General features: G+C 73.8%; 19 protein-coding genes. 6 read left to right on the forward strand and 13 right to left on the reverse strand.

The window, feature by feature from the left end; translation table 11 throughout:
• Positions 1-16 precede the first annotated feature (16 nt).
• From ABFY07_RS20085 to ABFY07_RS20105, 5 genes are all read right to left on the reverse strand, one after another.
• Positions 17-610, reverse strand: coding sequence for a TetR/AcrR family transcriptional regulator (locus tag ABFY07_RS20085; RefSeq protein ID WP_346175817.1), 594 nt, complete (start codon positions 608-610; stop codon positions 17-19).
• A 33-nt stretch (positions 611-643) separates the two neighbouring features.
• Positions 644-2311, reverse strand: coding sequence for an AMP-binding protein (locus tag ABFY07_RS20090; protein WP_346175818.1), 1668 nt, complete (start codon positions 2309-2311; stop codon positions 644-646).
• Positions 2312-2413: 102 nt separating this feature from the next.
• Positions 2414-3178 carry an SDR family oxidoreductase gene (locus ABFY07_RS20095; RefSeq protein ID WP_346175819.1) on the reverse strand — a complete coding sequence of 255 codons (765 nt, stop codon included), beginning with the start codon at positions 3176-3178 and terminating at the stop codon, positions 2414-2416.
• Between the two features lie 124 nt (positions 3179-3302).
• Positions 3303-4337: a LysR family transcriptional regulator gene (locus ABFY07_RS20100; protein WP_346175820.1), complete on the reverse strand. Its 1035-nt coding sequence runs from the start codon at positions 4335-4337 to the stop codon at positions 3303-3305.
• Positions 4338-4557: 220 nt separating this feature from the next.
• Entirely contained in the window at positions 4558-7374 is a 2817-nt protein-coding gene (locus ABFY07_RS20105) for a penicillin acylase family protein (RefSeq protein WP_346175821.1), read from the reverse strand.
• A gap of 198 nt (positions 7375-7572) precedes the next feature.
• Between ABFY07_RS20105 and ABFY07_RS20110 the strand changes: the two genes are divergently transcribed.
• Both ABFY07_RS20110 and ABFY07_RS20115 read left to right on the forward strand, forming a co-directional pair.
• Positions 7573-8232 (forward strand): hypothetical protein, encoded by a 660-nt coding sequence (locus tag ABFY07_RS20110; RefSeq protein WP_346175822.1) that lies wholly within the window; start codon positions 7573-7575, stop codon positions 8230-8232.
• Positions 8233-8383: 151 nt separating this feature from the next.
• Complete coding sequence (locus ABFY07_RS20115) at positions 8384-8848, forward strand: MaoC family dehydratase (protein WP_346175823.1); 465 nt, start codon at positions 8384-8386, stop codon at positions 8846-8848.
• A 56-nt stretch (positions 8849-8904) separates the two neighbouring features.
• Here ABFY07_RS20115 and ABFY07_RS20120 read toward each other — a convergent pair whose 3' ends face one another.
• From ABFY07_RS20120 to ABFY07_RS20140, 5 genes are all read right to left on the reverse strand, one after another.
• Complete coding sequence (locus ABFY07_RS20120) at positions 8905-9540, reverse strand: TetR/AcrR family transcriptional regulator (RefSeq protein ID WP_346175824.1); 636 nt, start codon at positions 9538-9540, stop codon at positions 8905-8907.
• A 51-nt stretch (positions 9541-9591) separates the two neighbouring features.
• Positions 9592-10788 (reverse strand): MFS transporter, encoded by a 1197-nt coding sequence (locus ABFY07_RS20125; protein WP_428836971.1) that lies wholly within the window; start codon positions 10786-10788, stop codon positions 9592-9594.
• Positions 10789-10887: 99 nt separating this feature from the next.
• Positions 10888-12312, reverse strand: coding sequence for a CitMHS family transporter (locus tag ABFY07_RS20130; RefSeq protein ID WP_346175826.1), 1425 nt, complete (start codon positions 12310-12312; stop codon positions 10888-10890).
• 141 nt (positions 12313-12453) lie between these two features.
• Positions 12454-14691 carry a molybdopterin oxidoreductase family protein gene (locus ABFY07_RS20135; RefSeq protein ID WP_346175827.1) on the reverse strand — a complete coding sequence of 746 codons (2238 nt, stop codon included), beginning with the start codon at positions 14689-14691 and terminating at the stop codon, positions 12454-12456.
• An 88-nt stretch (positions 14692-14779) separates the two neighbouring features.
• Positions 14780-15433: a TetR/AcrR family transcriptional regulator gene (locus ABFY07_RS20140; protein ID WP_346175828.1), complete on the reverse strand. Its 654-nt coding sequence runs from the start codon at positions 15431-15433 to the stop codon at positions 14780-14782.
• Between the two features lie 117 nt (positions 15434-15550).
• Here ABFY07_RS20140 and hmgA point away from each other — a divergent pair, with 117 nt between their 5' ends.
• From hmgA to ABFY07_RS20155, 3 genes are all read left to right on the forward strand, one after another.
• Positions 15551-16900, forward strand: a complete 1350-nt coding sequence (hmgA, locus tag ABFY07_RS20145) for a homogentisate 1,2-dioxygenase (RefSeq protein ID WP_065957957.1) — start codon at positions 15551-15553, stop codon at positions 16898-16900.
• Positions 16897-17646 (forward strand): GntR family transcriptional regulator, encoded by a 750-nt coding sequence (locus ABFY07_RS20150; RefSeq protein WP_346175829.1) that lies wholly within the window; start codon positions 16897-16899, stop codon positions 17644-17646. The genes hmgA and ABFY07_RS20150 overlap by 4 nt, the downstream gene beginning before the upstream one ends.
• A gap of 91 nt (positions 17647-17737) precedes the next feature.
• The gene (locus tag ABFY07_RS20155; RefSeq protein ID WP_428836967.1) at positions 17738-18979 is read left to right on the forward strand and encodes a type ISP restriction/modification enzyme; all 1242 of its coding nucleotides are present in this window, start codon (positions 17738-17740) and stop codon (positions 18977-18979) included.
• A gap of 175 nt (positions 18980-19154) precedes the next feature.
• Here ABFY07_RS20155 and ABFY07_RS20160 read toward each other — a convergent pair whose 3' ends face one another.
• From ABFY07_RS20160 to ABFY07_RS20170, 3 genes are all read right to left on the reverse strand, one after another.
• Positions 19155-19418, reverse strand: a complete 264-nt coding sequence (locus ABFY07_RS20160) for a hypothetical protein (protein ID WP_065957963.1) — start codon at positions 19416-19418, stop codon at positions 19155-19157.
• 128 nt (positions 19419-19546) lie between these two features.
• Complete coding sequence (locus ABFY07_RS20165) at positions 19547-20602, reverse strand: anti-sigma factor (RefSeq protein ID WP_346175830.1); 1056 nt, start codon at positions 20600-20602, stop codon at positions 19547-19549.
• The gene (locus ABFY07_RS20170; RefSeq protein WP_346175925.1) at positions 20599-21186 is read right to left on the reverse strand and encodes a sigma-70 family RNA polymerase sigma factor; all 588 of its coding nucleotides are present in this window, start codon (positions 21184-21186) and stop codon (positions 20599-20601) included. The genes ABFY07_RS20165 and ABFY07_RS20170 overlap by 4 nt, the downstream gene beginning before the upstream one ends.
• Before the next feature lie 191 nt (positions 21187-21377).
• Between ABFY07_RS20170 and ABFY07_RS20175 the strand changes: the two genes are divergently transcribed.
• The gene (locus tag ABFY07_RS20175; protein WP_346175831.1) at positions 21378-22922 is read left to right on the forward strand and encodes a DUF4331 domain-containing protein; all 1545 of its coding nucleotides are present in this window, start codon (positions 21378-21380) and stop codon (positions 22920-22922) included.
• Positions 22923-23007 lie beyond the last annotated feature (85 nt).

Consider the following 23007-nt stretch of genomic DNA (forward strand, 5'->3'; position numbering starts at 1 on the left):
ACCGCAAGTTCAGGCGTCACGGCCGCAGGGCGCGCAGCAGCAGGTCGGCGAGGTGGTCGGCGACCTGCTGGGGGGTGAGCGGCCCGTCGGGGCGGTACCAGGTGCCCAGGTGGTGGACCGATCCGAAGTGGTAGTCCACCACCAGGTCGGCCGGGGTGTCCGAGCTGAACACCCCGGACCGCTGGCCCTCCTCCACCAGGGCGCGGAACCGCTCGTGGTAGCGGCGCCGCTCGGCCCGCACCTGCTTGTGCTTCTCCGGGCTCAGCTGGTGCATGGACCGGAAGAAGATCGTCGCGTCGTCGAGGTTCTCGATGGTGGTGACGACCACGTCGGCCGCCGCGTCGCGCAGCCGCCGCTCGACCGGGGCGTCGGCGTCCGCGAAGGCGTCCAGGCGCTCCTGCTGGAGCCTCAGCACCCGCCCGTAGATCTCGTGCAGCAGATCGTCCTTGGAGCCGAAGTAGTGGTAGAGGGCGCCCTTGGTGACGCCCGCCGCCTCGACGATCTCCTGGACGGAGGTCCGGTCGAAGCCGCGCTCGGCGAACAGGCGGGTGGCCGCGGCCAGCAAGCGCTGGGGCACCGGTGTTCCGTCGTCCTCCCTCGTCCTGGCCATCTGGTCGCTCCCTCTCGCTCGTGCCCGGTCGCCCTACTCCCGGGGGCGCGGCGCCTGCCGCAGTTCCCGTCGAAGGATCTTGCCACTCGCCGTCTTCGGCAGCTCGGGCAGGATCTCTATCCGACGCGGATACTTGTACGCCGCCAGCCGCTCCGCGCAGTACGCGGCCAGCTCCTCCGGCGCCGCCTCGGCGCCCGGCCGCAGGCTGATGTACGCCTTGACCGTCTCGCCGCGGTACGGGTCGGGCACGCCGACGACGGCCGCCTCGCGCACGGCGGGGTGGGTGTACAGCACGTCCTCGACCTCGCGCGGCCACACCTTGAAGCCGGACGCGTTGATCATGTCCTTCTTGCGGTCGACGACGTACAGCCAGCCGTCCGGGTCCATGAAGCCGATGTCCCCGGTGCGCAGTTCCCCGTCGGGCAGGGCGGTGGCGCCGGCCTCGGGCTGCCGCCAGTAGCCGGGCACCACCATGGGGCCGCGCACCGCGATCTCGCCGTGCTGCCCGAAGGGCACGTCCCGGCCCTCGTCGTCGATGATCCGCACCACGGCGTCCGGGCCGGGCACGCCGACCGCCAGGGTGCCCGAGTCCGGGTCCACGGGGGCCCGGGTGCCGGGCGGGACGCTGGCGCAGGGGGCGGTGCACTCGGTCAGGCCGTAGCCGTTGCGGATGTACGGGCCGAAGGCCGCCTCGAAGCGCTCGACCAGCGCGGGCGGCAGCGGGGCGCCGCCCGAGGAGATGAGCCGGAAGGACGCGAAGTGGTCCCGGGTCGCCGCCGGGTGGGCCATCAGCGCCATGAAGGCGGTGGAGGGCCCGACGGTGTAGGCGGGGCGGTGCTCGGCGAAGGCGTCCAGGACCACGCCCGGCTCGAAGCGGCAGGCCAGGGCGAGGGTCCCGGCTTCGGCGAGGGAGGTGGCCAGCTCGCAGACCATGCCGGTGATGTGGAACAGGGGCGCCAGCGCGAAGATGACCGAGCCGTCGGGCAGCGCGTGGACGACGCACTGCCGCTCGGCGTTGTAGGCGATGTTGCCGTGGGTGTTCATGGCGCCCTTGGGGGTGCCGCTGGTCCCCGAGGTGTAGCTGATGAGGGCGATGTCGTCGCGGCCCGGCTCGGGCACGGCCGGCGGCCGCGCGCCGCCGCGGGCGGCGGCCAGCAGGTCGTCGGTGTCCTCGGGGGCCAGGGCGCGCCCGCCGCTCAGCACCCGCGGGTCGTCGCGGGTCTGGAAGTCGTACGGGTCGGCGGTGAGCGCGATGCGCGCGGGCGAGGCGGCGGCGGTGGCGCGGACGTACCCCTCCCAGGCCGGGGCGGCGCACACCAGGGCGCTCACCTCGGCGTCGGCCAGGATGTGGCCCAGCTCGCCCGCCTTGTACATGGGGTTGACCGGCACCACCGTGCCGCCCGCCTTCCAGGCGCCGAGCAGGGCGAGCACGAAGTGCGGGGTGTTCTGGAGCATGATCGCGAGCCGGTCGCCGGGGCGGAAGCCGCGGGCGGCCAGGTGGCCGGCGAGGCCGTCGGAGAGTTCGTCGGCCTCACGGTAGGTCAGCCGCCCGTCGAAGTAGACGATCGCGGGCCGGTCGGGCCTGGTCCGCACGGCGTCCCGGAAGGCGTGCAGCACGCTCGGCCGCGGCCGGATCGGCGCGCGCTGCGCCTCGGTGAGCCGGCCGAGCCATGGCTGGTCCTGGTACGAGGTCGAGGTCATGGGTGCGGCCCTGTCTGCTCGGGGGAGGTGGTGGGCGGCGGAGGTGCGGCGGGGACGCGCCGGGGTACGGCGGGGAGGTCGCGGCGGGGTGCGGCGGAGGGGTCAGCCGGTGGCCTTCTCGACCTTGCGCTGGATGTGGTTCATCCGTTCCAGCCAGCGGTCGGGGTCGGTCGCGCGGGCCGCGTAGTGCTCGGCGACCTCGGGGTGCGGCAGGATCAGGAAGCGGTCCCGCTCGATTCCCTCGAAGAGCGCGTCGGCGACCCGCTCCGGCTCGATCGCGCTGGGCACGAGGACGAGTTCGCCGACGGACCCGGTGGCGCGCAGCATGTCCGTGCGCACGCCCTGCGGGCAGATCGCGTGCACGCTGACACCCCGGTGGCGGTAGGTCGTGGAGAGCCACTCGGCGAAGGCGAACGCGGCGTGCTTGGACACGCTGTAGGGGGCCGAGCCGACCATGGTCAGCAGGCCGGCGGCGGAGACGGTGGCGACGAAGCGGCCGCTGCCGCGCTCCAGCCACTCGGGCAGCAGCTCGCGGGCCGCCCGCACATGCGCCATGACGTTGACGTCCCAGGCGTCCGCCCACAGTTCCTCGTCCGCCTCGGGGCCGCCGATGGGGGCGACCCCCGCGTTGGCGCAGTAGATGTCCACGGCCCCGCCGAGCGCGGCCCGCGCCTCGGGCACCACCTGGGAGGCGTCGCCCGGCACGGCCACCGCGCCGATCTCCTCGGCGACCGCCTTCACCTTGGCGGCGTCGAGGTCGTTGACCACGACGCGGGCGCCCTCGGCGGCGAATCGGCGGGCGAGCGCGGCGCCGATGCCGCCTCCCGCCCCGGTGACCACGGTTCGCGCTCCCCGCACGGTATCCACGCATGCTCCTTCGGCCGGGGTCGACTGCGTCGCTCAGCGGCGTCGCTCAGCTGCTCGGCAGACTAACCAGTCGGTATGTGGGAACGGAAGGGGCGCGACGGGGGCCGGTGGCCCCGGCGGAGCGCTACTCGTCCCGGCTCCCCATGACGCGGCGCCAGCGCGCGTTCTCGCCCGCCAGGGCGCCCCACAGGACATTGAGCGGGTGGTCGGCGTCCCACGCGGCCCGCTCCCCGCCGCGTACGAACACCCCGACCAGCACCGCCAGATCCGGTCCGAGGTCGTCGGCGAGCTGGAGCGTCCGCAGCCCCGAGCCGCCCTGCAGCCGCCCGTCGGCGACCGCCTCGCCGATGCCCTGGGTCACCAGCACACAGCCGCGCAGCACCCCCGAGGAGAGCAGTTCGAGGCCGTACTGGACGGTGTCGATCTCGGCCGCGATGTTCAGCTCCTGGCGGTAGCGGCCGCCGAACCAGCCGCGCAGGAAGCCGGGTATCAGCCCGTCGGCGGAGACCGCGAGCGGCAGCCCGGGGAGGTCGCGGACCGACAGCCCGGGGCCCGGCAGCTCGTGCTCGGGGAGGTTGGTGACCAGCGACAGGCCGCTGCGCCGCCACTCCATCACCTCGAACCCGTCCAGCCGGCCGTCCCCGTCCCCGGTGGTCAGCACGGAGCCGCAGACCAGGTCGAGCTCCTTGGAGCCAAGCCGGTCCAGCAGGTCGCGGGTGCGCACGTGCTCGACCTTGAGCTCCACGCCACGGCGGTCGAAGTCCTCGGTGACCAGCTCCACGGCGCTGAGAAGGAAGCCGAGGGTGTAGCGGGTGGAGCCCACGTTCAGCCGGCTGCCGAGTCGGCGGCGGCAGCCGTGCACCGACTCCAGCCAGTCCTTCAGCGTGTCGCGCGCGAGTTCGGCCAGGGTCTCCCCCGTCGGGGTGAACAGCACGTTCTGGCTCCGGCCGCGCTTGAGCACGAGCGGCTCACCGCACATCGCACCGAAGTTCCGGTTCATCGTGTCGAGTTGTTTCTGGACGCTGGACTGCTCCCGCCCCAGCAGCCGGGCCGCGCCCAGTGCGGTACCCGCCTCGTGGACCGCGAGCAGCGTGCGGAGCTGGTCCATCGTGGTGTCCAGCAGTGCCGTGGGGTACTGCCAGCGGGGGTTTAAGGGCATACCGGCCTTCCGCGTCAACATTACCTGAGAATTCCGGCTCCGCAGCATAGCCCCCCGGCCTCCGGCAAACTGATCCGCAGAACAGCGGCGATATTCTCGAGATTTGTATTCGGTAATTCGACCGACCGTTCCTTCGCGCTTTTCCCGGCCGCTCCGGACAGCAACGCGCCCGCGCGCGGGCCGTGTTCGGCCCGGCGCGGGCGCGGCGTGCGCGCCGCCCTCAGCGGTGCGCGGGGAACTCCACGACCTGCTGGAAGGTCGGCCGGTTCTGCCAGTGCGCCTTGTCGTGGGTGATGCCGCCCAGCGGCCGCTGGATCAGGGCGTCCGCGCACCACTGGTCGCCGGCCGAGCAGTTGGCGTCGCCGGGGTAGACCTCCGCGGCGGACTTGGCCGCGGCCTGCCGGAGGCTGGTCAGGAGGGCGTCCCGGCACGCGGACAGGTCACCGCCGCCGCAGTACTCGCGGGCGAGCGGGCCCTTGACGTCCTCGCCGAGGACCGCGCGCAGGTCCTTGTCGACGTAGGACCACCAGCCGTACTGGAAGGAGGACCCGGCGTGCGAGCCGGTGGGCCCGTGGCCGGCCGAGGGCGCCTCGTCGACGGTCAGGTTCGCGCGCAGCGCGTCGTACAGTTCACCGCCCAGCTGAGGTTTGAACTCGGCCTCGACCAGAAGCGGCCACCACGCGTCCATGATCCGTACGGCGTCGGCGTGCCCATAGGTGTGCGAGCCGGCGGACGTCTCGCGCCGCTGGGCGCCCGCCGCCTGCCAGGACTCGAGCTGCTGCACGGCCTTGGCCGTCTGCGGATCGGTGATCGGCGCGCTGCGCACCACCTTCAGCAGCTCCGGCAGCACGTCCTCGCCGCGCAGGTCGGTGACGGCCGCCTCGGCCATGGCGCGGGCGAGCGCGGCGCGGGTCACCCCGCCCTTCTCGACCAGGGCGCGCACCCTGTCGTCCAGGAGGTTCCCGCGGTGCACCGAGCCGTTGCCGAAGCCGGCCGCCGTGTAGCCCTTGGCCTGCCGGTTGTTCCAGCTGATGTAGTAGTCCTGGTCGATGGACCGGGGGTGCTGGGCGGGCGGGGCGTAGGCGGCGGTGTTGACCGTCGGGTCGAAGTCCCGCCACTCGTACGCCGGCTCGGCCTTGACGGGGAGCGAGGGGTCGACGTCGGCGGCGCGGACGAGGTTGAGCCCGCTGTTGTAGTAGGCGGTCTGCCGGGAGTCGGCGTAGAACCAGTTGAAGGTGTAGTTGATGTGCTGCGCCGCGCTCTGGAAGGACGTGGCGTCCTTCACATAGCCGGGGTCGTTCAGCATCTGGAAGCCGACGATGGAGTCGGCCTCGTGGCGGTAGCTGGCGCGCAGCAGGGTGTACGCGACGGGCTTGCCGCCGACCGTGGCGCGATGGGTCACCAGGCCGTATTTGGTCCGGTAGACCTGCATGCGGTACGAGCCCTCGGCGGTGGAGTCGGCGACCGTCGGCTTCCAGGCGTTGCGGCGCTCGATCTTCTCCATGGGCAGGCAGGAGCCGTGGTAGCGGTAGTACGTCGAGTCCTTGGCCGGGGCCGTGCCGTCCGGCGAGCACAGCTCGACGGCGAAGGTGTCGGTGACGTCCTGGGCCGAGGTGGTGGCGCTCCAGGCGTAGTCCTGGCCGCGGCCCAGCTGGACGTACATCCCCACGCCCGCGAAGGAGGCGCCGCGGGCGCTGATGCCCGGGCCCTGGAGCTCCTGGAGCATCAGCAGCTGCGGCGCGAAGTAGCCGGTCTGCGGGCCGAAGACGGCGACGGGGTGGCCGCCGGCGGTGTGCCTGCCGGAGACCAGGAGCGCGTTGGACATGCCGTGCTTGCGGCTGAACAGGTCGCGGGGCAGCACGCCGTCCTCGTAGAGGCCGCGCAGCGGCTCCAGCTTCTTCGGCGCCTCGACCTGTTTCGTGGCGCCGGTCTTCGCGCTGCCGGTCTTGTCGTAGACGAGCTGCTCGGGGGTGAGCGAGCCGGGGTCGGGCAGTGCGGTGCCCTTGGCGTCGGCCGGCTTGGCGGCGTACGGGAAGCTGGTGCCGTCGTGCACGGTCAGCGCGGCCTCGGGGTCGTCGCGCTCACGGAAGGACTCCCACACCTCGGTGCCCTCGGCGAGGCCGTACTTCCGCTGGGCGGCGAGCAGCGACAGCGCCGACTCGACCTCGCCCCCGCCGCCGTTGCCGAAGAGGGCGCCGACGACGGAGGCGAGGGCGATCAGGTCGGTGAGCTTGAAGGGCTCGATCTCGCCCGCGTTGGTGATCGCGTCGATCTTGCCGGTGAGGACGTACTCGCCGGGGAAGTAGCGGCCGTCCTTGGCCTGCTTGCGGTAGGCGTTGATGCCGTCGACGTACGCCTGGGCGTCCGCGAGCGCCTGCCGGCCGCGTTCGCCCTGGGAGGCGAGGATGTAGTCGATCTGGGCCTGGTAGTCCTCCTCCTTGTACGGCGCCTGGCCGAAGAAGCTCTGTTCCAGGCCCTGGTTGGCCTCGGCGCCGCCGGCGAAGGAGGTCAGCTCGCCGCGGCCGACGTGCCGGAAGAGGTCCATCAGCCACAGCCGGTCCTGCGCGGCGGCGTATCCGGCGCCGAACTCGGTGCCCTCGCGGGTGGTGCCCTGGATGTGGGGCACCCCGGTCTTCTTGTCGCGGGTGATCGTCACGTCGTCGCGGGGCTTGTCGACCTTGGCGACCTGGTCGGCGGGCACCCCGAAGGACGCGTCGTTGAAGAACTCGCTCAGCTTGTCGTCGGTGAGGGTCGGATATCCGGCGACCAGGTTGTTGTAGGGGCCGAGCTGGTCGGCGCTGTGCGCGGGACGGGTGCCGAACGCCTTGTTGGCCAGGATGTCGGCGAGCGTGGCGTTGCCGTTCTGGCCCGGCGGCAGGATGTCGGAGCACTGCCCCCGGCAGTAGTCGGTGACGGCCGCGGCGGCCGGCTCCGCCCGCGCCGGCTGCGGGAGCGGCCCCGCCAGCGCGGCGCCGAGGGCCAGTACGGCGGTGGTGGCGATGGCGGTACAGGTCAGCTTGCCGGTTCGTCGTCGCATTTACGCTCCTCCCGGGTGCCGTTGGGACGGAGGTTACCGACGGTATGACCTGCTCGGAAGATGAGTGGCCGTCACCTTTCGGGGAATCTGGACTTTTTCAGGTTCCTTCCGTTTTCCGGGCCCCGGAGGGATCCGGATCGCGCTCCGTTACGTCCATTCCACAACGAGTCGGGTCCGCACTCGCGGAGGTGGAAAGAGATGGCCGGTTTCAGAGCACTCGCACGAGACGTCCGCAACCCACGCAGGCACATCACCGCGCGCCGCACCTCGCTGCGCAAATGCCTCGAACGGTTCGCCCCGTACGGGCACCGGGCGACATGGCACCATCTGTGCTCCCGGGCGGGGATCGCCCTGGAGGACCGACACCCCGAACCGACACGACTGATCACGGCCCTGGAGGAGTTGGAGGAGGCGCGCGCCCTGTGGCTGGGGTACGAGGCCGACTTCGCGGCCCGGCGCCGGCGCGAGAAGCACCACGGCATCCGCCAGCCGAGCGCCGTGGACGACTGGCACCTGCACACCTGGGGCGGGTGCGACATCCTGCCCTGCGAGAGCCCGTCGGCCCACCCCGACGGCCGCCTGGCGGAGGTGCTGGCCCGCCTCATCCGCGCCATGGAGTCCGGGCCCGCGTCGTCCTGCCCGGTCTGCGCCCAGGACCGGCTGGCCTGGCACGACGACCTCGGCCGCTACCCCTGGGAGGGCCCGGTGTGCGGGGACTGCGGCATCGTGGTCCCGGTCCCGGTGCTCACCGCCGAGGCGCTGGCCGCCGTCCGGCACACCAGGTCCGGCCGGGCCGCCCACCCGGCCCGGCCGGCCGCCGCGCCGGTCCGGCACCACCGGCGGTACGCCACCGTGTGACCGACCCATGACCGGGGCCGGGACGCGCCCGCCGGCCCGCCCGGCGGGCGCGCCGCCGCGCGGGCCGGCGTGGCGGGGCTCGTTGACAGGCGGCCCGCACCCGTCCATGCTGAGCAGTCGCTTAGTGATCGGACGCCCGGGAGGCCGTGAGATGGCAGAGCCAAGGATCTTCACCTCGCCCGACGAACTGCGGTCGGCGGTCGGGGAAGACCTCGGCCCCAGCGACTGGCTGGAGGTCGACCAGAAGCGGATCGACCTGTTCGCGGACGCCACCGGCGACCACCAGTGGATCCACGTGGACCCGGAGAAGGCGGCCACCGGCCCGTTCGGCACCACCATCGCCCACGGCTATCTGACGCTGTCCCTCCTCCCCGCCTTCACTCCCCAACTGCTGACCGTCGAGGGCGTGCGCATGGGGATCAACTACGGCGTGAACAAGGTCCGTTTCCCCTCCCCCGTCCCGGTCGGCTCCCGGCTGCGCGCCACGGGCCGGGTCGCCGAGGTCACCGAGGTGGCCGACGGCGGCTTCCAGGTCACGCTGGTGGTGACCGTCGAGCGCGAGGGCAGGGACAAGCCGGTGTGCGTGGCGGAATCCGTGGCCCGGTACTACCGGTGACGCGCACTCCTTCCGGATCGGGCCGCGCCCTGGCTCGCCGTGGCGCGCCGTGACGGTCAGCCCGCGCCCACCATGCGCAGCGCCAGCCCGGCGTAGAGGCTGCCGACCTCGTCGGGGGTGCTGCGGCCGCGGGGGTTGAACCAGCGGGCGACGTCGATGCACAGGGACAGGACGGCGACGGTGGTGCCGCGCGCGTCGGGGACGTCGAAGTCGCCCGCCTTGACCCCGTCCTCGACGATCGCGCGCACCGCGCCCTCCGAGGCTCGGCGCATCGCGGTGATCTCGGCGTAGTGGTCCTCGGCGAGCGCGCCGATCTCGTACTGGACCACGCGCGCTGTGGTGTGGTGCTCGGCGTGCCAGCGGACGAAGGAGCGCACGGCGTCGGCGAGCCGTTCGGCGGGGGTGCCGGCGGCGTCCCTGGCCTCTTCCAGGATGTCGAGGGCGGACCGGTGGCCGACCTTGCTGATCTGGTAGAGCAGCTCTTCCTTGGTCTTGTAGTGGATGTAGAGCGCGGCGGGGCTCATGCCGGCCCGGCCCGCGATGTCGCGGGTGGTGGTGGCGTGGTAGCCGCGCTCGGCGAAGGCGTGCACCGCGGCGGTCATCAGCCGCCGGGCGGCGTCGGGGATGATGTCGCGCCACGCCTCGGGGGTGCCCTCCGGGGTGCCCTCGGTGTTCTTCGCCTCCGCGTCCATGGCGGACACCCTACATGCCGGTGAGCAAGCGCTTAGGGGGTGTCTCGCGGATCATCCTGGGCCCGTTCTCCGCTCGGCCGGGCGGGGCTCGGCCGAGGGTTCCGTGCGGCGGCCGGGCGCCTCGGGTGGGGCGCCGTGCCTGGCCGGGCGCAGGGCCACGCCCGCGGAGAGGAGCAGCAGCACGCCGAGCATCACGAAGGGCGCGGCCGTCCCGGCGAGGCCCGCGAGGAGGCCCGCGGAGGCGGGCGCCGCGACCTGGCCGAGGCGGTTGCCCGTCAGCCGCAGCGCCAGCGCGGTGGAGCCGGCCCCGTCCGGGGCGGCCTGGACGACGGTGGTCATGGACAGCGGCTGGCCGACGCCGAGGCAGAAGCCGAGCGCGGCCAGCAGGAGGCCGAGCGCCCACGCGGGCAGCGGCAGGGCGAGCGCCGCGCACAGCAGCCCGGCGCCCAGGCAGCTGGTGGCCATCAGGGCGGTGCGGCCCATGAGGCGGATCATCGGGGTCATGACGAGCCGGCAGGCGACGGTGGCGGCGGCGCGCAGGCTCAGCAGCAGTCCGATGACCGCCGGCGCGATGGACCGCTGCTCGCCGACGACGGGGAGGTAGGCGGTGAGGATGTCGGTGGCGGAGAGCACGGCGAGGCTGATGAAGATGCCGGAGGCCACGCCCCGGGTGCGCAGGATGCCGCCGACGGAGACCCGCCCGGGGCGCGCGCCGTCGGCGGAGGACGGGCGCGGCCCCTTCGCGGGGGCGCGGTGCTCGACACACCACAGGGAGGTGACCGCGAAGGCGGCGACGGCGGCGGACCCGAAGAGCGCGGCGGCGCTGGTGCGGGCCAGCGCGTCCGCGTGCTCGGAGACCACCAGGCCGGCGGCGACGGGGCCGATGAGCTGGCCGAGGGAGGCGCCGATGGTGAAGTGGCCGAAGTTGCGGTCCTGGTCCTCGGGGGCGCTCTGGCGGGCCACCAGGGACTGCGCCCCGATCACGAAGGACAGGTGGCCCAGGCCCATCACCCCGCTCCAGACGGCCATCTCCACCAGCGACCCGGCCCGGCCGCTGAGCGCGCAGCCGGTCGCGATGAGCGCGACGCCGACGGGCAGCAGCGGGGCGCAGCGCCCGTGGTCGGTGCGCCGCCCCAGCGGTACGGCGGCGAACAGCGGCAGCAGGGCGTAGACGCCGGCGATCACGCCGACCGCCCGGGCGTCCGCGCCCAGCGCGAGAGCCCGGTAGGAGACGGCCGGGCGGGCCATGCTCACCGCCGCCTGCGCGAACGTGAAGGCGATGACCAGCCGCAGCAGCCAGCCCCTACCGGGCTCTCGTATGTCCACAGGTCCCACCGGTTCCACAGGTCAGATGATGCCGAACAACAGGCCCGCGCCGAGCACCACCAGCGAGGTGAGCGCCGCCCACTTCACCACGAAGCGGGTGTGGTCGCCGAACTCGACCTTCGCCATGCCCACCAGGACGTAGACGGCCGGGACCAGCGGGCTGGACATGTGCAGGGCCTGTCCGACCAGGGAGGCGCGGGCGATCTCCACCGGCTCGACGCCGTGCGCGGCCCCGGCCTCGGCGAGGATCGGCACGATGCCGAAGTAGAAGCCGTCGTTGGACATGAAGTAGGTCAGCGGGATGGACAGGATGCCGGTGACCAGGCCCATGTGCGGGCCCATGCCGTCCGGGACGCCGTCGACCAGCCAGCGGGCCATGTGCTCGACCATGCCGGTGCCGGTGAGGACGCCGGTGAAGACGGCGGCGGCGAAGACCATGCCGGCGACGTTGACGACGTTCTCGGAGTGGGCGGCGACGCGGGCCTTCTGGTCGGCGACGCTGGGGAAGTTGACGGTGAGCGCGATGGCGGCGCCGAGCAGGAACAGGACCGGGATGGGCAGGTCCTCGCGGATCATCATGGTCAGCAGCGCGATGGTGAGGGCCGCGTTGAACCAGTACAGCTTGGGGCGCAGGGTGGCCCGGTTCGGGTCAAGGCCCTGGTGCTCCTCGGCGCCGTCCACGGCACCGCCCGCGGGCGCCTCGGCGTCGGTGCCGCCGCCCGCGCCGCCGGTGGCCTTCTTGCCCGTACGGCCCTTGGCGCCGCGGCCGGTGCCGGAACTGGCGCCGACGAGCACGGTCTCGGGCTCGGCGGTGACCTCCTCCAGGGTCAGCGTGCCCAGGCGCTTGCGCTCGCGCAGCCCGAGGCCGTAGGCGAGGGCGAAGACGAAGACCAGGCCGCAGGCGAGGGCCGGGATCATCGGGACGAAGATGTCGCTGGCGTCGAGCTTGAGCGCGGCGGCGGCGCGGGCGGTGGGGCCGCCCCAGGGGAGCGTGTTCATCACGCCGTTGGCCATGGCCGCGACCCCCGTCATGACCACCAGGCTCATCTTCAGCCGCCGATACAGCGGCACCATGGCCGAGACGGTGATCATGAAGGTGGTGGAGCCGTCGCCGTCGAGCGAGACGATCGCGGCGAGCACGGCGGTGCCGACGACCACCCGCATCGGGTCGGCCTTGCAGAACCGCAGGATGAGCCGGACGATCGGGTCGAAGAGGCCGACGTCGATCATCACCCCGAAGTAGATGATGGCGAACATCAGCATCGCCGCGGTGGGCGCGAGGTCACCGACGCCCTTGATGACGTAGTCCCCCAGGTGCGCCCCCTTCCCGACGAGGACGCAGAAAAGCGCCGGGATGAGCACCAGCGCGCCCATCGGGGTCATCTTCTTCATCATGATCAGCACCAGGAAGGTGGCAATCATGACAAATCCGAGGATTGTCAGCATATTTGGCTACCTCACGTTCACCCTTGAACTCCCCCAGAACTGGCGGTCGAGGTGACGTTAGGTGCCGCAACTTTGCGTTAACAAGGTCTTGACACGTGAGCAATAAGCGCAAAACCCCAGGTCAACCCGGTGAGCGAAAAGTCAGCCGGCGGGCGTGACCACCGTGAGCTGTACCGGGCAGCCGTTGAGGACCGCCGTGCCCGAGAGGGGGTCGAGCCGGGAGCCGTCGATCAGCTGGTTGACGTTGACCCCGGGGTGCGCCGCGGCGACCGACATCCGGGTGCCGGGGCGGTCGTGCCCCCAGCCGTGCGGCAGGCTGACCACCCCGGTCCGCACCGCGTCGGTCACCTCCGCCTCGACCTCCAGCTCGCCGCCGTCGCCCTTGACCCGCACCAGGGCGCCGTCGGCCACGCCGAGCCGGGCCGCGTCCTCCGGGTGCACCTGGAGGGTGCAGCGGTTGCTGCCGCCGACGAGGGCGGGGATGTTGTGCATCCAGCTGTTGTTGGAGCGCAGATGGCGGCGGCCGACCAGCAGCAGCGCGTCGGCACGGCTGTCCAGCGTCCGGCGCAGCCGCTCCGCCTCGGCGGCCAGCGGCTCGGGGCACAGCTCGACGGTGCCGCTGCGGGTCTTGAGCAGGCCGGGCAGCCGGGGCCGCAGCGGCCCCAGGTCGATGCCGTGGGGGTGGGCCAGGACCTTGGCGAGGGTCAGGCCCTCGGGGTCGGCGCCGAAGCCGTCGCCGTACGGGCCGAGCCGCAGCATCAGGTCCAGCCGCCGCTCGACGCCGTCGACGCCGGTGAGGTGGGCGGCCAGCTCACCGCGGTCGCGGCCGTGCACCGGCGACTCGGGGTCGGCCACGGCCTTTCCGAGGGCCGCGTCGATCGCCATGGCGTCCACGGCCGCCGGGTCGGCGCCGCCGCGGCCGCTCACGCACAGCACCAGCCGCGCCAGGATCTCGGCCTCGCCGAGCCGGCCGGCCTCCAGCGGGAGGGCGGGGCGGGAGTAGCGGACCTGGTTGCGGACGGCGAAGGCGTTGAAGGCGAAGTCGAAGTGCGGGCTCTGGCCGGGCGGGGGCGGCGGCAGCAGGACGTGCGCGTGGCGGGAGGTCTCGTTGAGGTACGGGTCGACGCTCACCATGAAGTCGAGCCCGGCCAGCGCCCGGTCCAGCCGGTCGCCGTCCGGCGCGGAGAGCACCGGATTGCCCGCTATCACGATCAGCGCCCTGACCCGCCCCTCGCCCGGGGTCTCGATCTCCTCGGCCAGCGCGGCGGCGGGCAGCTCGCCCTTCGCCTCGGGGTGCCCGCCGACCCTGCTGCGCCAGCGGCCGAGCGCGAACCCCTTGCCGGGGCGCGGCGGGCGCGGCGCCCTGGCGGTGGCGGACAGCGGGAACATGGCCCCGCCGGGCCGGTCGAGGTTGCCGGTCAGGGCGTTGAGGACGTCGACCAGCCAGCTGGTGAGGGTGCCGAACTCGACGGAGGTGGAGCCGATCCGCCCGTAGACCACGGCCCGGGGCGCGGCGGCGAGCTCGCGGGCGAGCGTACGGATCTCCTCGGCGGGCAGGTCGCAGGCCCCGGCCACCGCCTCGGGCGGGAAGTCGGCCGCCAGGCGCCGCACCTCGTCCACACCCGTCAGGTGCTCGCCGACCGCCCCGGGCGCCACCAGGTCCTCGGCGAACAGCACCTGCACCAGGGCGAACAGCAGCAGCGCGTCCGTGCCGGGCCGGATGGCCAGGTGCCGGTCGGCGGCCTCGGCGGTGCGGGTGCGGCGCGGATCGACCACGGTGAGCCGCCCGCCGCGGCGGCGCAGGGCCCGCAGCCGCCCGGGGAAGTCGGGGGCGGTGCACAGGCTGCCGCCGGAGTCCAGCGGGTTGGCGCCGATGATCAGCAGGTGGTCGGTGCGGTCGAGGTCGGGCACGGGGATCGCGTTGGCGTCGCCGTAGAGGAGGCCGCTGGAGACGTGCTTGGGCATCTGGTCGAGCGTGCTGGCGGTGAAGAGGTTGGGGGTGCGGAGCGCGCCGAGCAGCAGCGGCGGATACAGCCCGCCCGCCATGGTGTGGACGTTGGGGTTGCCGAGGAACACGGCCGTCGCCCGCGGCCCGTGCTCCGCCAACAGGGGGGCGAGGCCCGCCTCGACGGCGGCGAAGGCCTCGTCCCAGCTCGCCGGCTCCAGCCTGCCGCCGCGCCGCACCCAGGGCTGCCGCAGCCGGTCGGGGTCGGCGTCCACCTGGCCGAACGACGCCCCCTTGGGGCAGATGAAGCCCCGGCTGAAGACGTCGTCCCCGTCGCCGCGGGCCCCGGTGACCCGCCCCTCCTCCCCGATGGTCAGGGTCAGCCCGCAGGTGGCCTCGCACAGCGGGCAGATACGCAGGGCGGTACGGCTCATCGGTCCCTCCCGGGGACGGCGGCGGCGGTGACGCGATGGCCCCTCACCCTACCGACTGGTAGGCATGTGGGGGGAGGGTGGCGGGTGTTCAGTCCAGCACGCCGGCCAGATACGCGCGCAGCAGCTCCTTCGTCTCCGCCACGATCACCGGGTCGCCCTCCGGGTGGACGCGGAAGGCGAGCCGCAGCAGCGCGTCCGCGGCCTCGACGGCGAGCAGGAAGGCCACCCGCACCCGCTCCCCCGCCTCGCCCGACTCCTCCAGGCCGAGCCGCTCGCCGAGGAGCTCCCGCAGCCGGTCCGCGACCAGGTGGTTGGGCTGGTCGGGCGTCGCGGTCACGGGCACCGGCATGCCGAACTCGACCAGCGCGAAGCCCGGCGCCCCGCGCTTCATGGCCAGGTACTCGTCGACCACCACGTCCATCGCCTCCCGCCAGCCGCCGCCGTCCGCGCCGGACGCGGCGGACGCGGCGAGCCGCTCGGTGACGCGCGCGGCGTACTCGTCGAGATTGCGGTGGGCCAGGGCCTCGGCCATGGCGCGCTTGTTGGAGAAGAAGCGGTAGACGGACCCGATGGGCACGCCGGCGCGCTCGGCGACCGCACGGGTACTCAGGTCCTCGTAACCGGTCTCGTCGAGGAGTTCGGCGCAGGCGTCGAGGATCCGGCCGAGGCGTTCTGCGCTGCGGCGCTGGACCGGGGCGCGGCGGAGGGGCGGTATGGGCACGCCACCATCCTGCCCGATCATTGACTCACCCCGCTTTCGATTCCTATGGTCGTACATAGGAATCACGACATGGAATCACTGCGCCGAAAGACGAGTGAGCCGAGTGAGACGAGTGGGCCGAGTGGCGGGAGCCGGACGATGAGCGGCGGAACGGACAGCGGCGGGACGGACATCGAGCGGGCGCGCAAGACGGCCGAAGGGCTGGCCCACTCCCCCGGGTTCGGCAATGAACACAGCAGCGAGGCCGTCGCCGGCGCCCTGCCGGTCGGCCGGAACTCCCCCCAGCGCGCCCCCCTCGGGCTGTACGCGGAGCAGCTGAGCGGCACCGCGTTCACCGAGCCGCGCGCCCACAACCGCCGCTCCTGGCTGTACCGCATCCGCCCCTCCGCGGCGCACCCGCCCTTCGTCCGGGTCGCGGGCGGCGCACTGCGCGGCGCGCCGTTCACCGAGTGCGCCCCGGACCCGAACCGGCTGCGCTGGGATCCACTGCCCGAGCCCGCCCCCGGCACCGACTTCCTGGCCGGCCTGTGGACGCTCGGCGGCAACGGCGACCCCGCCCGCCGGGAGGGCATGGCGATCCACCTCTACGCGGCGAACGCGCCCATGACCGACCGGGTGTTCAGCGACTCCGACGGCGAGCTGCTGATCGTGCCCGAGCGGGGCGGGCTGCTGCTGTGCACCGAGTTCGGGCGGCTGCGCGCCGAGCCGGGCCATGTGGCGCTGGTGCCGCGCGGGGTGCGCTTCCGCGTCGAGCCGCTCGACCCCGAGGTGCGCGGCTACGTCTGCGAGAACCACGGCCGCCCCTTCACCCTCCCCGACCTGGGCCCGATCGGCGCCAACGGGCTGGCCAACCCGCGGGACTTCCTGGCCCCGGTCGCGGCGTACGAGGACGTCGAGGGCCCGGTGGAGGTGGTCAACAAGTTCTGCGGCGAGCTGTGGTCGGCGACCTACGACCACTCCCCGCTGGACGTCGTCGCCTGGCACGGCAACCACGTCCCGTACGTCTACGACCTGCGCCGCTTCAATGTGCTCGGCACCATCAGCTACGACCACCCCGACCCGTCGATCTTCACGGTCCTGACCTCGCCCTCGGACACCCCTGGCCTGGCCAACGTGGACTTCGTCGTCTTCGCGCCGCGCTGGCTGGTGGGCGAGGACACCTTCCGGCCGCCGTACTTCCACCGCAATGTGATGAGCGAGTACATGGGCCTGATCGAGGGCGCGTACGACGCGAAGCGCGCCGGCGCGGGCGGCTTCGTGCCCGGCGGCGGCTCGCTGCACAACATGATGTCCGCGCACGGCCCGGACCGGGAGACCTTCGAGCGGGCGAGCGCCGCCGAGCTGGCGCCGCACAAGGTCGACGACGGGCTGGCCTTCATGTTCGAGACCCGCTGGCCGGTGGCGGCCACTCGGCAGGCGCTGGAGGCGGACCACCTCCAGCAGGGGTACGACGACGTGTGGCGGGGCCTGGAGCGGCACTTCCGGTGACCTCCTTCGCCCCCGACTCCCTCACCCTCAACCGCAAACTGCCGCTGTGGTACCAGGTCTCGCAGTCCCTGCGGGCCTCGATACTCGGGCGCGGCCCCCACGAGCCGCTGCGGCTGCCCCCCGAGGACCGCCTGGCCGAGCACTACGGCGTCAGTGTCCTGACCATGCGCCAGGCGCTCAAGGAGCTGGAGTCGGAGGGGCTGATCAGCCGCCACCGGCGGCGCGGCACCTTCATCGAGCCCAGCGCCCGGCGCGGCGCGCCGGTGCGGCTGCTGGGCTCGGTGGACGCGATCGTGGCCCAGCAGTCCGGCGAGCGGACGACCGTGCTCGGCCACGGGCCCGCCGCCGTACCGGCGGAGCTGGCGGAGCACTTCCCGGGGCTGCGCGAGGCCATGGCCTACCGGCGGCTGCGGCGCGACGCGGCGGGCGGCGAGCCGACCAACTGGGCCGAGAACTTCGTCCGCCCGGAGGTCGCGGAGCGCATCGACGTGGACGACCTGGCGCGCTGGCCGATGACGAAGGTGCTGCGGGACGCCGTGGGCGTGCGGATCAGCCGCATCACGGACACCGTCGAGGCCCGGCTGGCCGACCCGGAGACGGCCCGGCTGCTCCAGGTGCCCCTGCTCAGCCCGATCCTGCACTACACCGGGGTGACCTACGACGAGGCGGGCCGGGCGGTCGACGTGGCCCGCATCCACTACCGGGGCGACCGCTTCTCGTTCACGGTCACCCTCGACGCGGAGTGACCGCCGCCGGGCGGCGGCCCCTTCGCGCCGCGCGGGCGTGGATACGATGCGGGGTGGGAGCGGGAGCAAGTGCCGGGGGAAGGGCTGCGGCGTGACGGCGACACGGGCCACAGGGGCGGCCGACCGGGCCGTATGGGCCGACGCGCCGCTGCTGGCGGACCTGATGCCCTGGTCGGTGGGGCCGCTGCGGCTCGGCCGGGCGTGGGTGCTGGGCCCGGACCCGGCGGTGCTCAAGGCGCGCTGGGAGCGGCTGGTCGCCGCCGGTGACGAGGGCGGGCGGGCGGCGCTGTTCCGCCCGAGCCGCTCCCGGACGCTGCGCAGCGCGGTGCCCCAGCTGCCCGGGCAGCGAACCTCCACCGCCCCGCTGGCACTGGAGAGCGGGCGGTGCCCGGAGCCGGTGCGGGTGGCCCACGGGCCGTACGACCAGCAGTGGCTGATCCCCGATCACCGGCTGATCGACGCCGCCCGGCCGGAGCTGTGGCGGGTGGCCGACGACCGGCAGATCCACGCCGTCGAGGGGGCCGGCCCCGACCCGGCCCCGACGCTGACGTTCTCGGCGCTGCTGCCGGACGGCCACTCCCCCGCCGGCCGCCCCGGACGCATCCGGCCGCTCTACCGCCGCCCCGGCGGGCGCGAGCCCAACCTGGCGCCGGGGCTGCTCGGCCTTCTCGCCGCCCGGCTGGCCCGGCCGGTGGGCGCCGAGGACTTCCTGGCCTGGGTCGCCGCCTGCGCCGGTCACCGCCCGGAGGGCTGGGCGGTGCCACTGGCCGCCGACCCGGAGACCTGGGAGGCGGGCGTGGAGCTGGGCCGCCGGGCGCTGTGGCTGCATACGCGCGGGGCGCGCAGCGGCGAACGCCCGCGCCTGCCGGGCGGTCAGCGCCCCTACGTACGCGCCGCGCTCCCCGAGCGTGGTCTGCCCGGGACCCTCGCGTACGACCCGGAGGAGGCGGCCCTGCACCTCGGCGCGGGCCGCGTCGCACCGGTGCCGCGCGCCGCGTGGGAGTTCCACGCGGGCGGGGTGCGGGTGCTGGAGAGCTGGTTCGAGCGCCGTACGGCCCGGGGCGAGCCCGGCACGCTGGAGGCCGTCGTCCCGGCCGCCTGGCCGCGCGAGTGGACGTCCGAGCTGCTGGAGCTGATCACCGTGCTGGCGCTGCTCGCCGAACTGCGCCCGGCGCGGCGGGCGCTGGCCGAGCGGCTGGCCGCCGGGCCGCGCATCGGTCCGGCGGAGCTGGGCGAGGCGGGCGTGCTGCCGGTGCCCGGCGCGGCCCGCCACCCGGCGTCCGTACTGGATCATCACGAGGAGGGGCCGGGCGGGCAGTTCGCGCTGGTGTGAGCGCCGCTCCCCGGTTCGCGGTGGTGGGTCGTCCCTGATACAGGGTTGTCGATACAGGGTTGTGGGGGAACGCAGGACACCGACACGCCTGGTCATGGCGTGTCGGTGTCCTGTATGCACCACAAAGTCACTGCACGGCCTCACCGGCTGGAGCGGGCCGGACGGGCCGCACGGGTCAGTGGCGGCTGCCGAACAGCGAACGGCGCAGTCGGCGCAGCGGCGCGAACAGCGAGACCCTGGCGCCCCTGTTCCGCTCCGTGCGCGCGTGGTCCCGCGCGGTCAGCTCCTGCATCAGCACCGCCGCACCCTCCGCCTCCCGCTGCGGCACGGCAGGGCCGGCCAGCACCGCGAGATGGCGGTCGAGGCGGGCGCTGGTCGAACCGCTCCCGCAGGTGATGGCAGGCACGCGCGGCCTGCTGCGTACTGTTATCTGCTCCATTGTCACTCCCCACCCGTACGAGGGCACCCGCCCCGGGCAGAGTAACCCTACCTCGGCGAGCCGTCACCCACGCACCCCCGGTCGCTGATTCACCTTCACGTCAAGGGCGTTGACGCGTTCACCGCGAATCATGGATCACCCAGGGCGAGTTGCACGACCGGATTCGTGGTCGGCCGGGGCGAGCCGCCGGCCGGTTCCAAGGTCACCGCCAGGCGCTCGGTGTCCGCCCCGAAGCCGCCCGTGACCAGCGGGTCCCCCTCCCCGCTGCCCTTGAGGAGACCGGCCGGGCGGGGCGCGGCGGACCCGCCAGGACCCGCGTCGATCAGCCAGAGCTGATAGGCGCGCCCCTCGGGCGGCGCGGGCAGCCCGGAGACGGTGACCACGGCCGCGCCGAGCCGGCGGGAGGTGACGGCGTTGATGCCGCGGCCCCGCGCGTCCCGCCCGCTCACGCCGCGGGCGTCCGGCGCCGACAGCACCTGCTCGACGGCGCGTGTCGCGCCCCGCGCGCGGTCCAGCTCCTCGCGGGTGCGGGCCAGTTCGACCCCGAGCACGACCGCGGCGGCCAGGGACAGCGCGGCGGCGGCCGCGGAGAGCCGCAGGCCGAACGCGGGGCGCCGGAAGGACGGGGACGGGCCCGCGGCGCGCGCCCGTCGCCCGCCGGGCCCGGGGCGGCCCGCGCGGGCGGCGCGGGCCGGCTGGCCGGCGGGTCCGCCGGCGGCGGCCGAGGGCGCCTCCTGAGGGGTGGTCCGGGCGGCCGCCAGCACCCGGTCCCGCATCCCGGGCGGGGCCGGGGCCGTGACCGCCCGCGCCAGCCGCACCGCGCCCTGCGCCAGTTCCCGCACGTCCCGGGCGCACCCCGGGCAGCGGGCCAGATGCCGCTCGTACCGGCGCCGTTCCCGGGGCTCCAGCGCGTCGAGGGCGTACGCGGCGGCCGACGTGTGCGCCTTGCGCCCCCTGCCGCCCCGGTACGCCGGGGCCCGCTCGGCCGCCCGGGCGAAGATCCAGTCGGCCGCCCGGTCGCCGGACCCGCCAGGGGCCCGGCCAGGGGTCCCGCCGGGGGCCCGGCCAGGGGTCCCGCCGGGGGCCCGGCCAGGGGTCCCGCCGGGGGCCGGGGCTGGGGTCCCGCCGGGGGTCGGGCCGGGGGTCGGGCCGGGGGCCCCGCCGGGGGTCCCGTCGGTGCTCATACCGCCGCTCCCAGGCACTCGCGCAGCCGCGTCAGCCCGTCCCGCATCCGCGTCTTGACCGTCCCCAGCGGTATGGCCAGCCGATGCGCGACCTCCCGGTAGGAGTACCCCTCGTAGTAGGCGAGGGTGACCGACTGCCGCTGCAACTCGGTGAGCCGGGCCAGACAGCCGCGCACCCACTCCCGCTCGAGCCGCCCCTCGACCGCCTCCGCGACCTGGTCGAAGGCCGGGCCCTCGGCCTGACCGCCGACGCGCGCCTCGCGGTCGGCCGCCGAGCGGGCCGAGCGCACCCGGTCCACGGCCCGGCGGTGGGCGAGGGTGAGGATCCAGGCGAGCGCGGAGCCGCGGCGCGGGTCGAAGCGCGCGGCGGTGCGCCAGACCTCGAGCAGCGCCTCCTGGGCGACCTCCTCGGACTGCGCCGGGTCCCGCAGTACGCGGCGCACCAGCCCGTACACGGGGCCCGAGACCATCCCGTACAGCTCCTCGAAGGCGCGGTGGTCGCCGCGGACGACCAGCGGCAGCAGGTCGTCGGGGCCGCGCCCGCGCGCTCCCGCGCGCTCCTGTCCGCCCGCCCACCCGCGCACCGGGTCCCGCTCTCCCGCCTGCTCCACACTCACGCGGCAAACCCCGCTTCCTGCCATCCGTCTCGGTGCCCCGTCTTCGATCGCTTCGCGACGCCCGCCGAAAAAATCCGCCGCCCGACCAATCCGGTCGGCCGGCCGCTCCGAATAGCCGGCATCAGCCTGTCCACCACACGTACGAAGGACCGACCCAGATGACCTCAATCACCAAGAGGAGTGTGGCCGCGCTCGTGTGCGGAACGCTGGTCGCGGGAGGGCTCGCGGTGGCCGGTGTCGCCGCGCTCGGGCCCGGGGCGGCGGAGGCCTCCAGCCACCGCGAGGCGCCCCTGATCTCGGGCCAACCGGAGTACGACACCACGGACGTGTACGCGTTCGTCAGCCCCGACAAGGCGGACACGACGACCCTGCTCGCGAACTTCCTGCCGTTCCAGGACCCGTCGGGCGGCCCGAACTTCTACAAGTTCGCCGAGGACGCCCAGTACGACCTGCGCGTCGACAACGACGGCGACGCCCGGGAAGACCTCATCTACCGCTGGACCTTCAAGGACCACGTCCGCGACGAGGACACCTTCCTCTACAACACCGGCCCGGTCACCTCCCTCGACGACCACGACCTGAACTTCTTCCAGACGTACGACATCGAGCTCATCAAGCTGCGCCACGGAAGGGCCGTCCACCGCGCCAAGGTGGCCGACGACCTGGTCGTGGCCCCCTCGAACGTGGGCAAGGCGTCCATGCCGGACTACCGGGCCCTGCGCGACCAGGCGGTGCGGAAGGTGTACGGCGGGGCCACGGCCTTCGCCGGCCAGGCCGACGACCCGTTCTTCGCCGATCTGCGGGTCTTCGACCTCCTCTACGGCGGCGATCTGTCCGAGGTCGGCAACGACACGCTGGGGGGCTACAACGTCCAGTCCCTCGCCCTCCAGGTGCCGAGCGACCAGCTGCGGGAGTCCCACGAACAGCCGGTGATCGGCGTGTGGTCCACCACCCAGCGCGCGAACGCCTACGGCGACTACACACAGGTCTCACGGCTCGGGATGCCGCTCGTCAACGAGGTTGTCAATCCCCGTAAGGACAAGGACAGGTTCAACGCGTCCAAGCCGAAGGACGACGGGCAGTTCCTGGACAACGTGGACGACCCCGAGCTGGCCGAGCTGATCGAGCAGATCTTCAAGCTCAAGGCGCCGGCCGCGCCGCGCAAGGACCTCGAACAGGTCTTCCTCACCGGGGTGCCCGAGCTCAACCAGGCCCCGGGGGTCAAGGCCTCGGAGATGCTGCGGCTGAACACCTCCGTCAAGCCGACGGCCAAGCCCAAGCGCCTCGGCGTCCTGGACGGCGACAACGCCGGCTTCCCGAATGGCCGCCGGCTCACCGACGACGTCCTGGACATCGCGCTCCAGGTCGTCGAGGGCGAGCTGCTCGGGCAGAAGAACGACCTGGGCGACGCGGTGGACGCCAACGACCAGCGGTTCGGCGGCTCCTTCCCGTACGTCGGGCTGCCCAACTCCGGCTCGGACGTCAAGAACGCCACCAAGAGCGCCACAACCGCGACGAACGGCCGCACCCTACTGAACGGCGGTTCCGGCGTCGTCACCGCCACCGCCGCCGGCAAGGACGACAACACCCTGCTGGCCACGTCCGCCGCCGCGGGCGGCGCGGCGGTGCTGCTGCTGGCCGCCGGGCTGACCTGGCGCCGACGCCGCCGGGGGCCGGTGCGGGTGCACACGCGCAGGCACTGAGCGGACCGGCGGGGCGGGCCGGAGTCCCCCACCCACCACGACCGGCGAGCACCGGCCCGCTTCCGTACGTACTCCCCGACGACAC

Origin of the sequence: Streptomyces sparsogenes subsp. cuspidosporus, from assembly GCF_039532705.1 — a bacterium.
GTDB lineage: Bacteria > Actinomycetota > Actinomycetes > Streptomycetales > Streptomycetaceae > Streptomyces > Streptomyces sparsogenes.

What these genes read in the sequence shown, in the direction of transcription:
- ABFY07_RS20100 (WP_346175820.1), bottom strand. Translation starts at nt 4,337, where the DNA reads ATGCCCTTAAACCCCCGCTGGCAGTACCCCACGGCACTGCTGGACACC.
- ABFY07_RS20090 (WP_346175818.1), bottom strand. Translation starts at nt 2,311, where the DNA reads ATGACCTCGACCTCGTACCAGGACCAGCCATGGCTCGGCCGGCTCACC.
- ABFY07_RS20140 (WP_346175828.1), bottom strand. Translation starts at nt 15,433, where the DNA reads ATGATCGGGCAGGATGGTGGCGTGCCCATACCGCCCCTCCGCCGCGCC.
- ABFY07_RS20110 (WP_346175822.1), top strand. Translation starts at nt 7,573, where the DNA reads ATGGCCGGTTTCAGAGCACTCGCACGAGACGTCCGCAACCCACGCAGG.
- ABFY07_RS20085 (WP_346175817.1), bottom strand. Translation starts at nt 610, where the DNA reads ATGGCCAGGACGAGGGAGGACGACGGAACACCGGTGCCCCAGCGCTTG.
- ABFY07_RS20160 (WP_065957963.1), bottom strand. Translation starts at nt 19,418, where the DNA reads ATGGAGCAGATAACAGTACGCAGCAGGCCGCGCGTGCCTGCCATCACC.
- ABFY07_RS20120 (WP_346175824.1), bottom strand. Translation starts at nt 9,540, where the DNA reads ATGGACGCGGAGGCGAAGAACACCGAGGGCACCCCGGAGGGCACCCCC.
- ABFY07_RS20135 (WP_346175827.1), bottom strand. Translation starts at nt 14,691, where the DNA reads ATGAGCCGTACCGCCCTGCGTATCTGCCCGCTGTGCGAGGCCACCTGC.
- hmgA (WP_065957957.1), top strand. Translation starts at nt 15,551, where the DNA reads ATGAGCGGCGGAACGGACAGCGGCGGGACGGACATCGAGCGGGCGCGC.
- ABFY07_RS20165 (WP_346175830.1), bottom strand. Translation starts at nt 20,602, where the DNA reads ATGAGCACCGACGGGACCCCCGGCGGGGCCCCCGGCCCGACCCCCGGC.
- ABFY07_RS20175 (WP_346175831.1), top strand. Translation starts at nt 21,378, where the DNA reads ATGACCTCAATCACCAAGAGGAGTGTGGCCGCGCTCGTGTGCGGAACG.
- ABFY07_RS20125 (WP_428836971.1), bottom strand. Translation starts at nt 10,788, where the DNA reads ATGGCCCGCCCGGCCGTCTCCTACCGGGCTCTCGCGCTGGGCGCGGAC.
- ABFY07_RS20130 (WP_346175826.1), bottom strand. Translation starts at nt 12,312, where the DNA reads ATGCTGACAATCCTCGGATTTGTCATGATTGCCACCTTCCTGGTGCTG.
- ABFY07_RS20105 (WP_346175821.1), bottom strand. Translation starts at nt 7,374, where the DNA reads ATGCGACGACGAACCGGCAAGCTGACCTGTACCGCCATCGCCACCACC.
- ABFY07_RS20115 (WP_346175823.1), top strand. Translation starts at nt 8,384, where the DNA reads ATGGCAGAGCCAAGGATCTTCACCTCGCCCGACGAACTGCGGTCGGCG.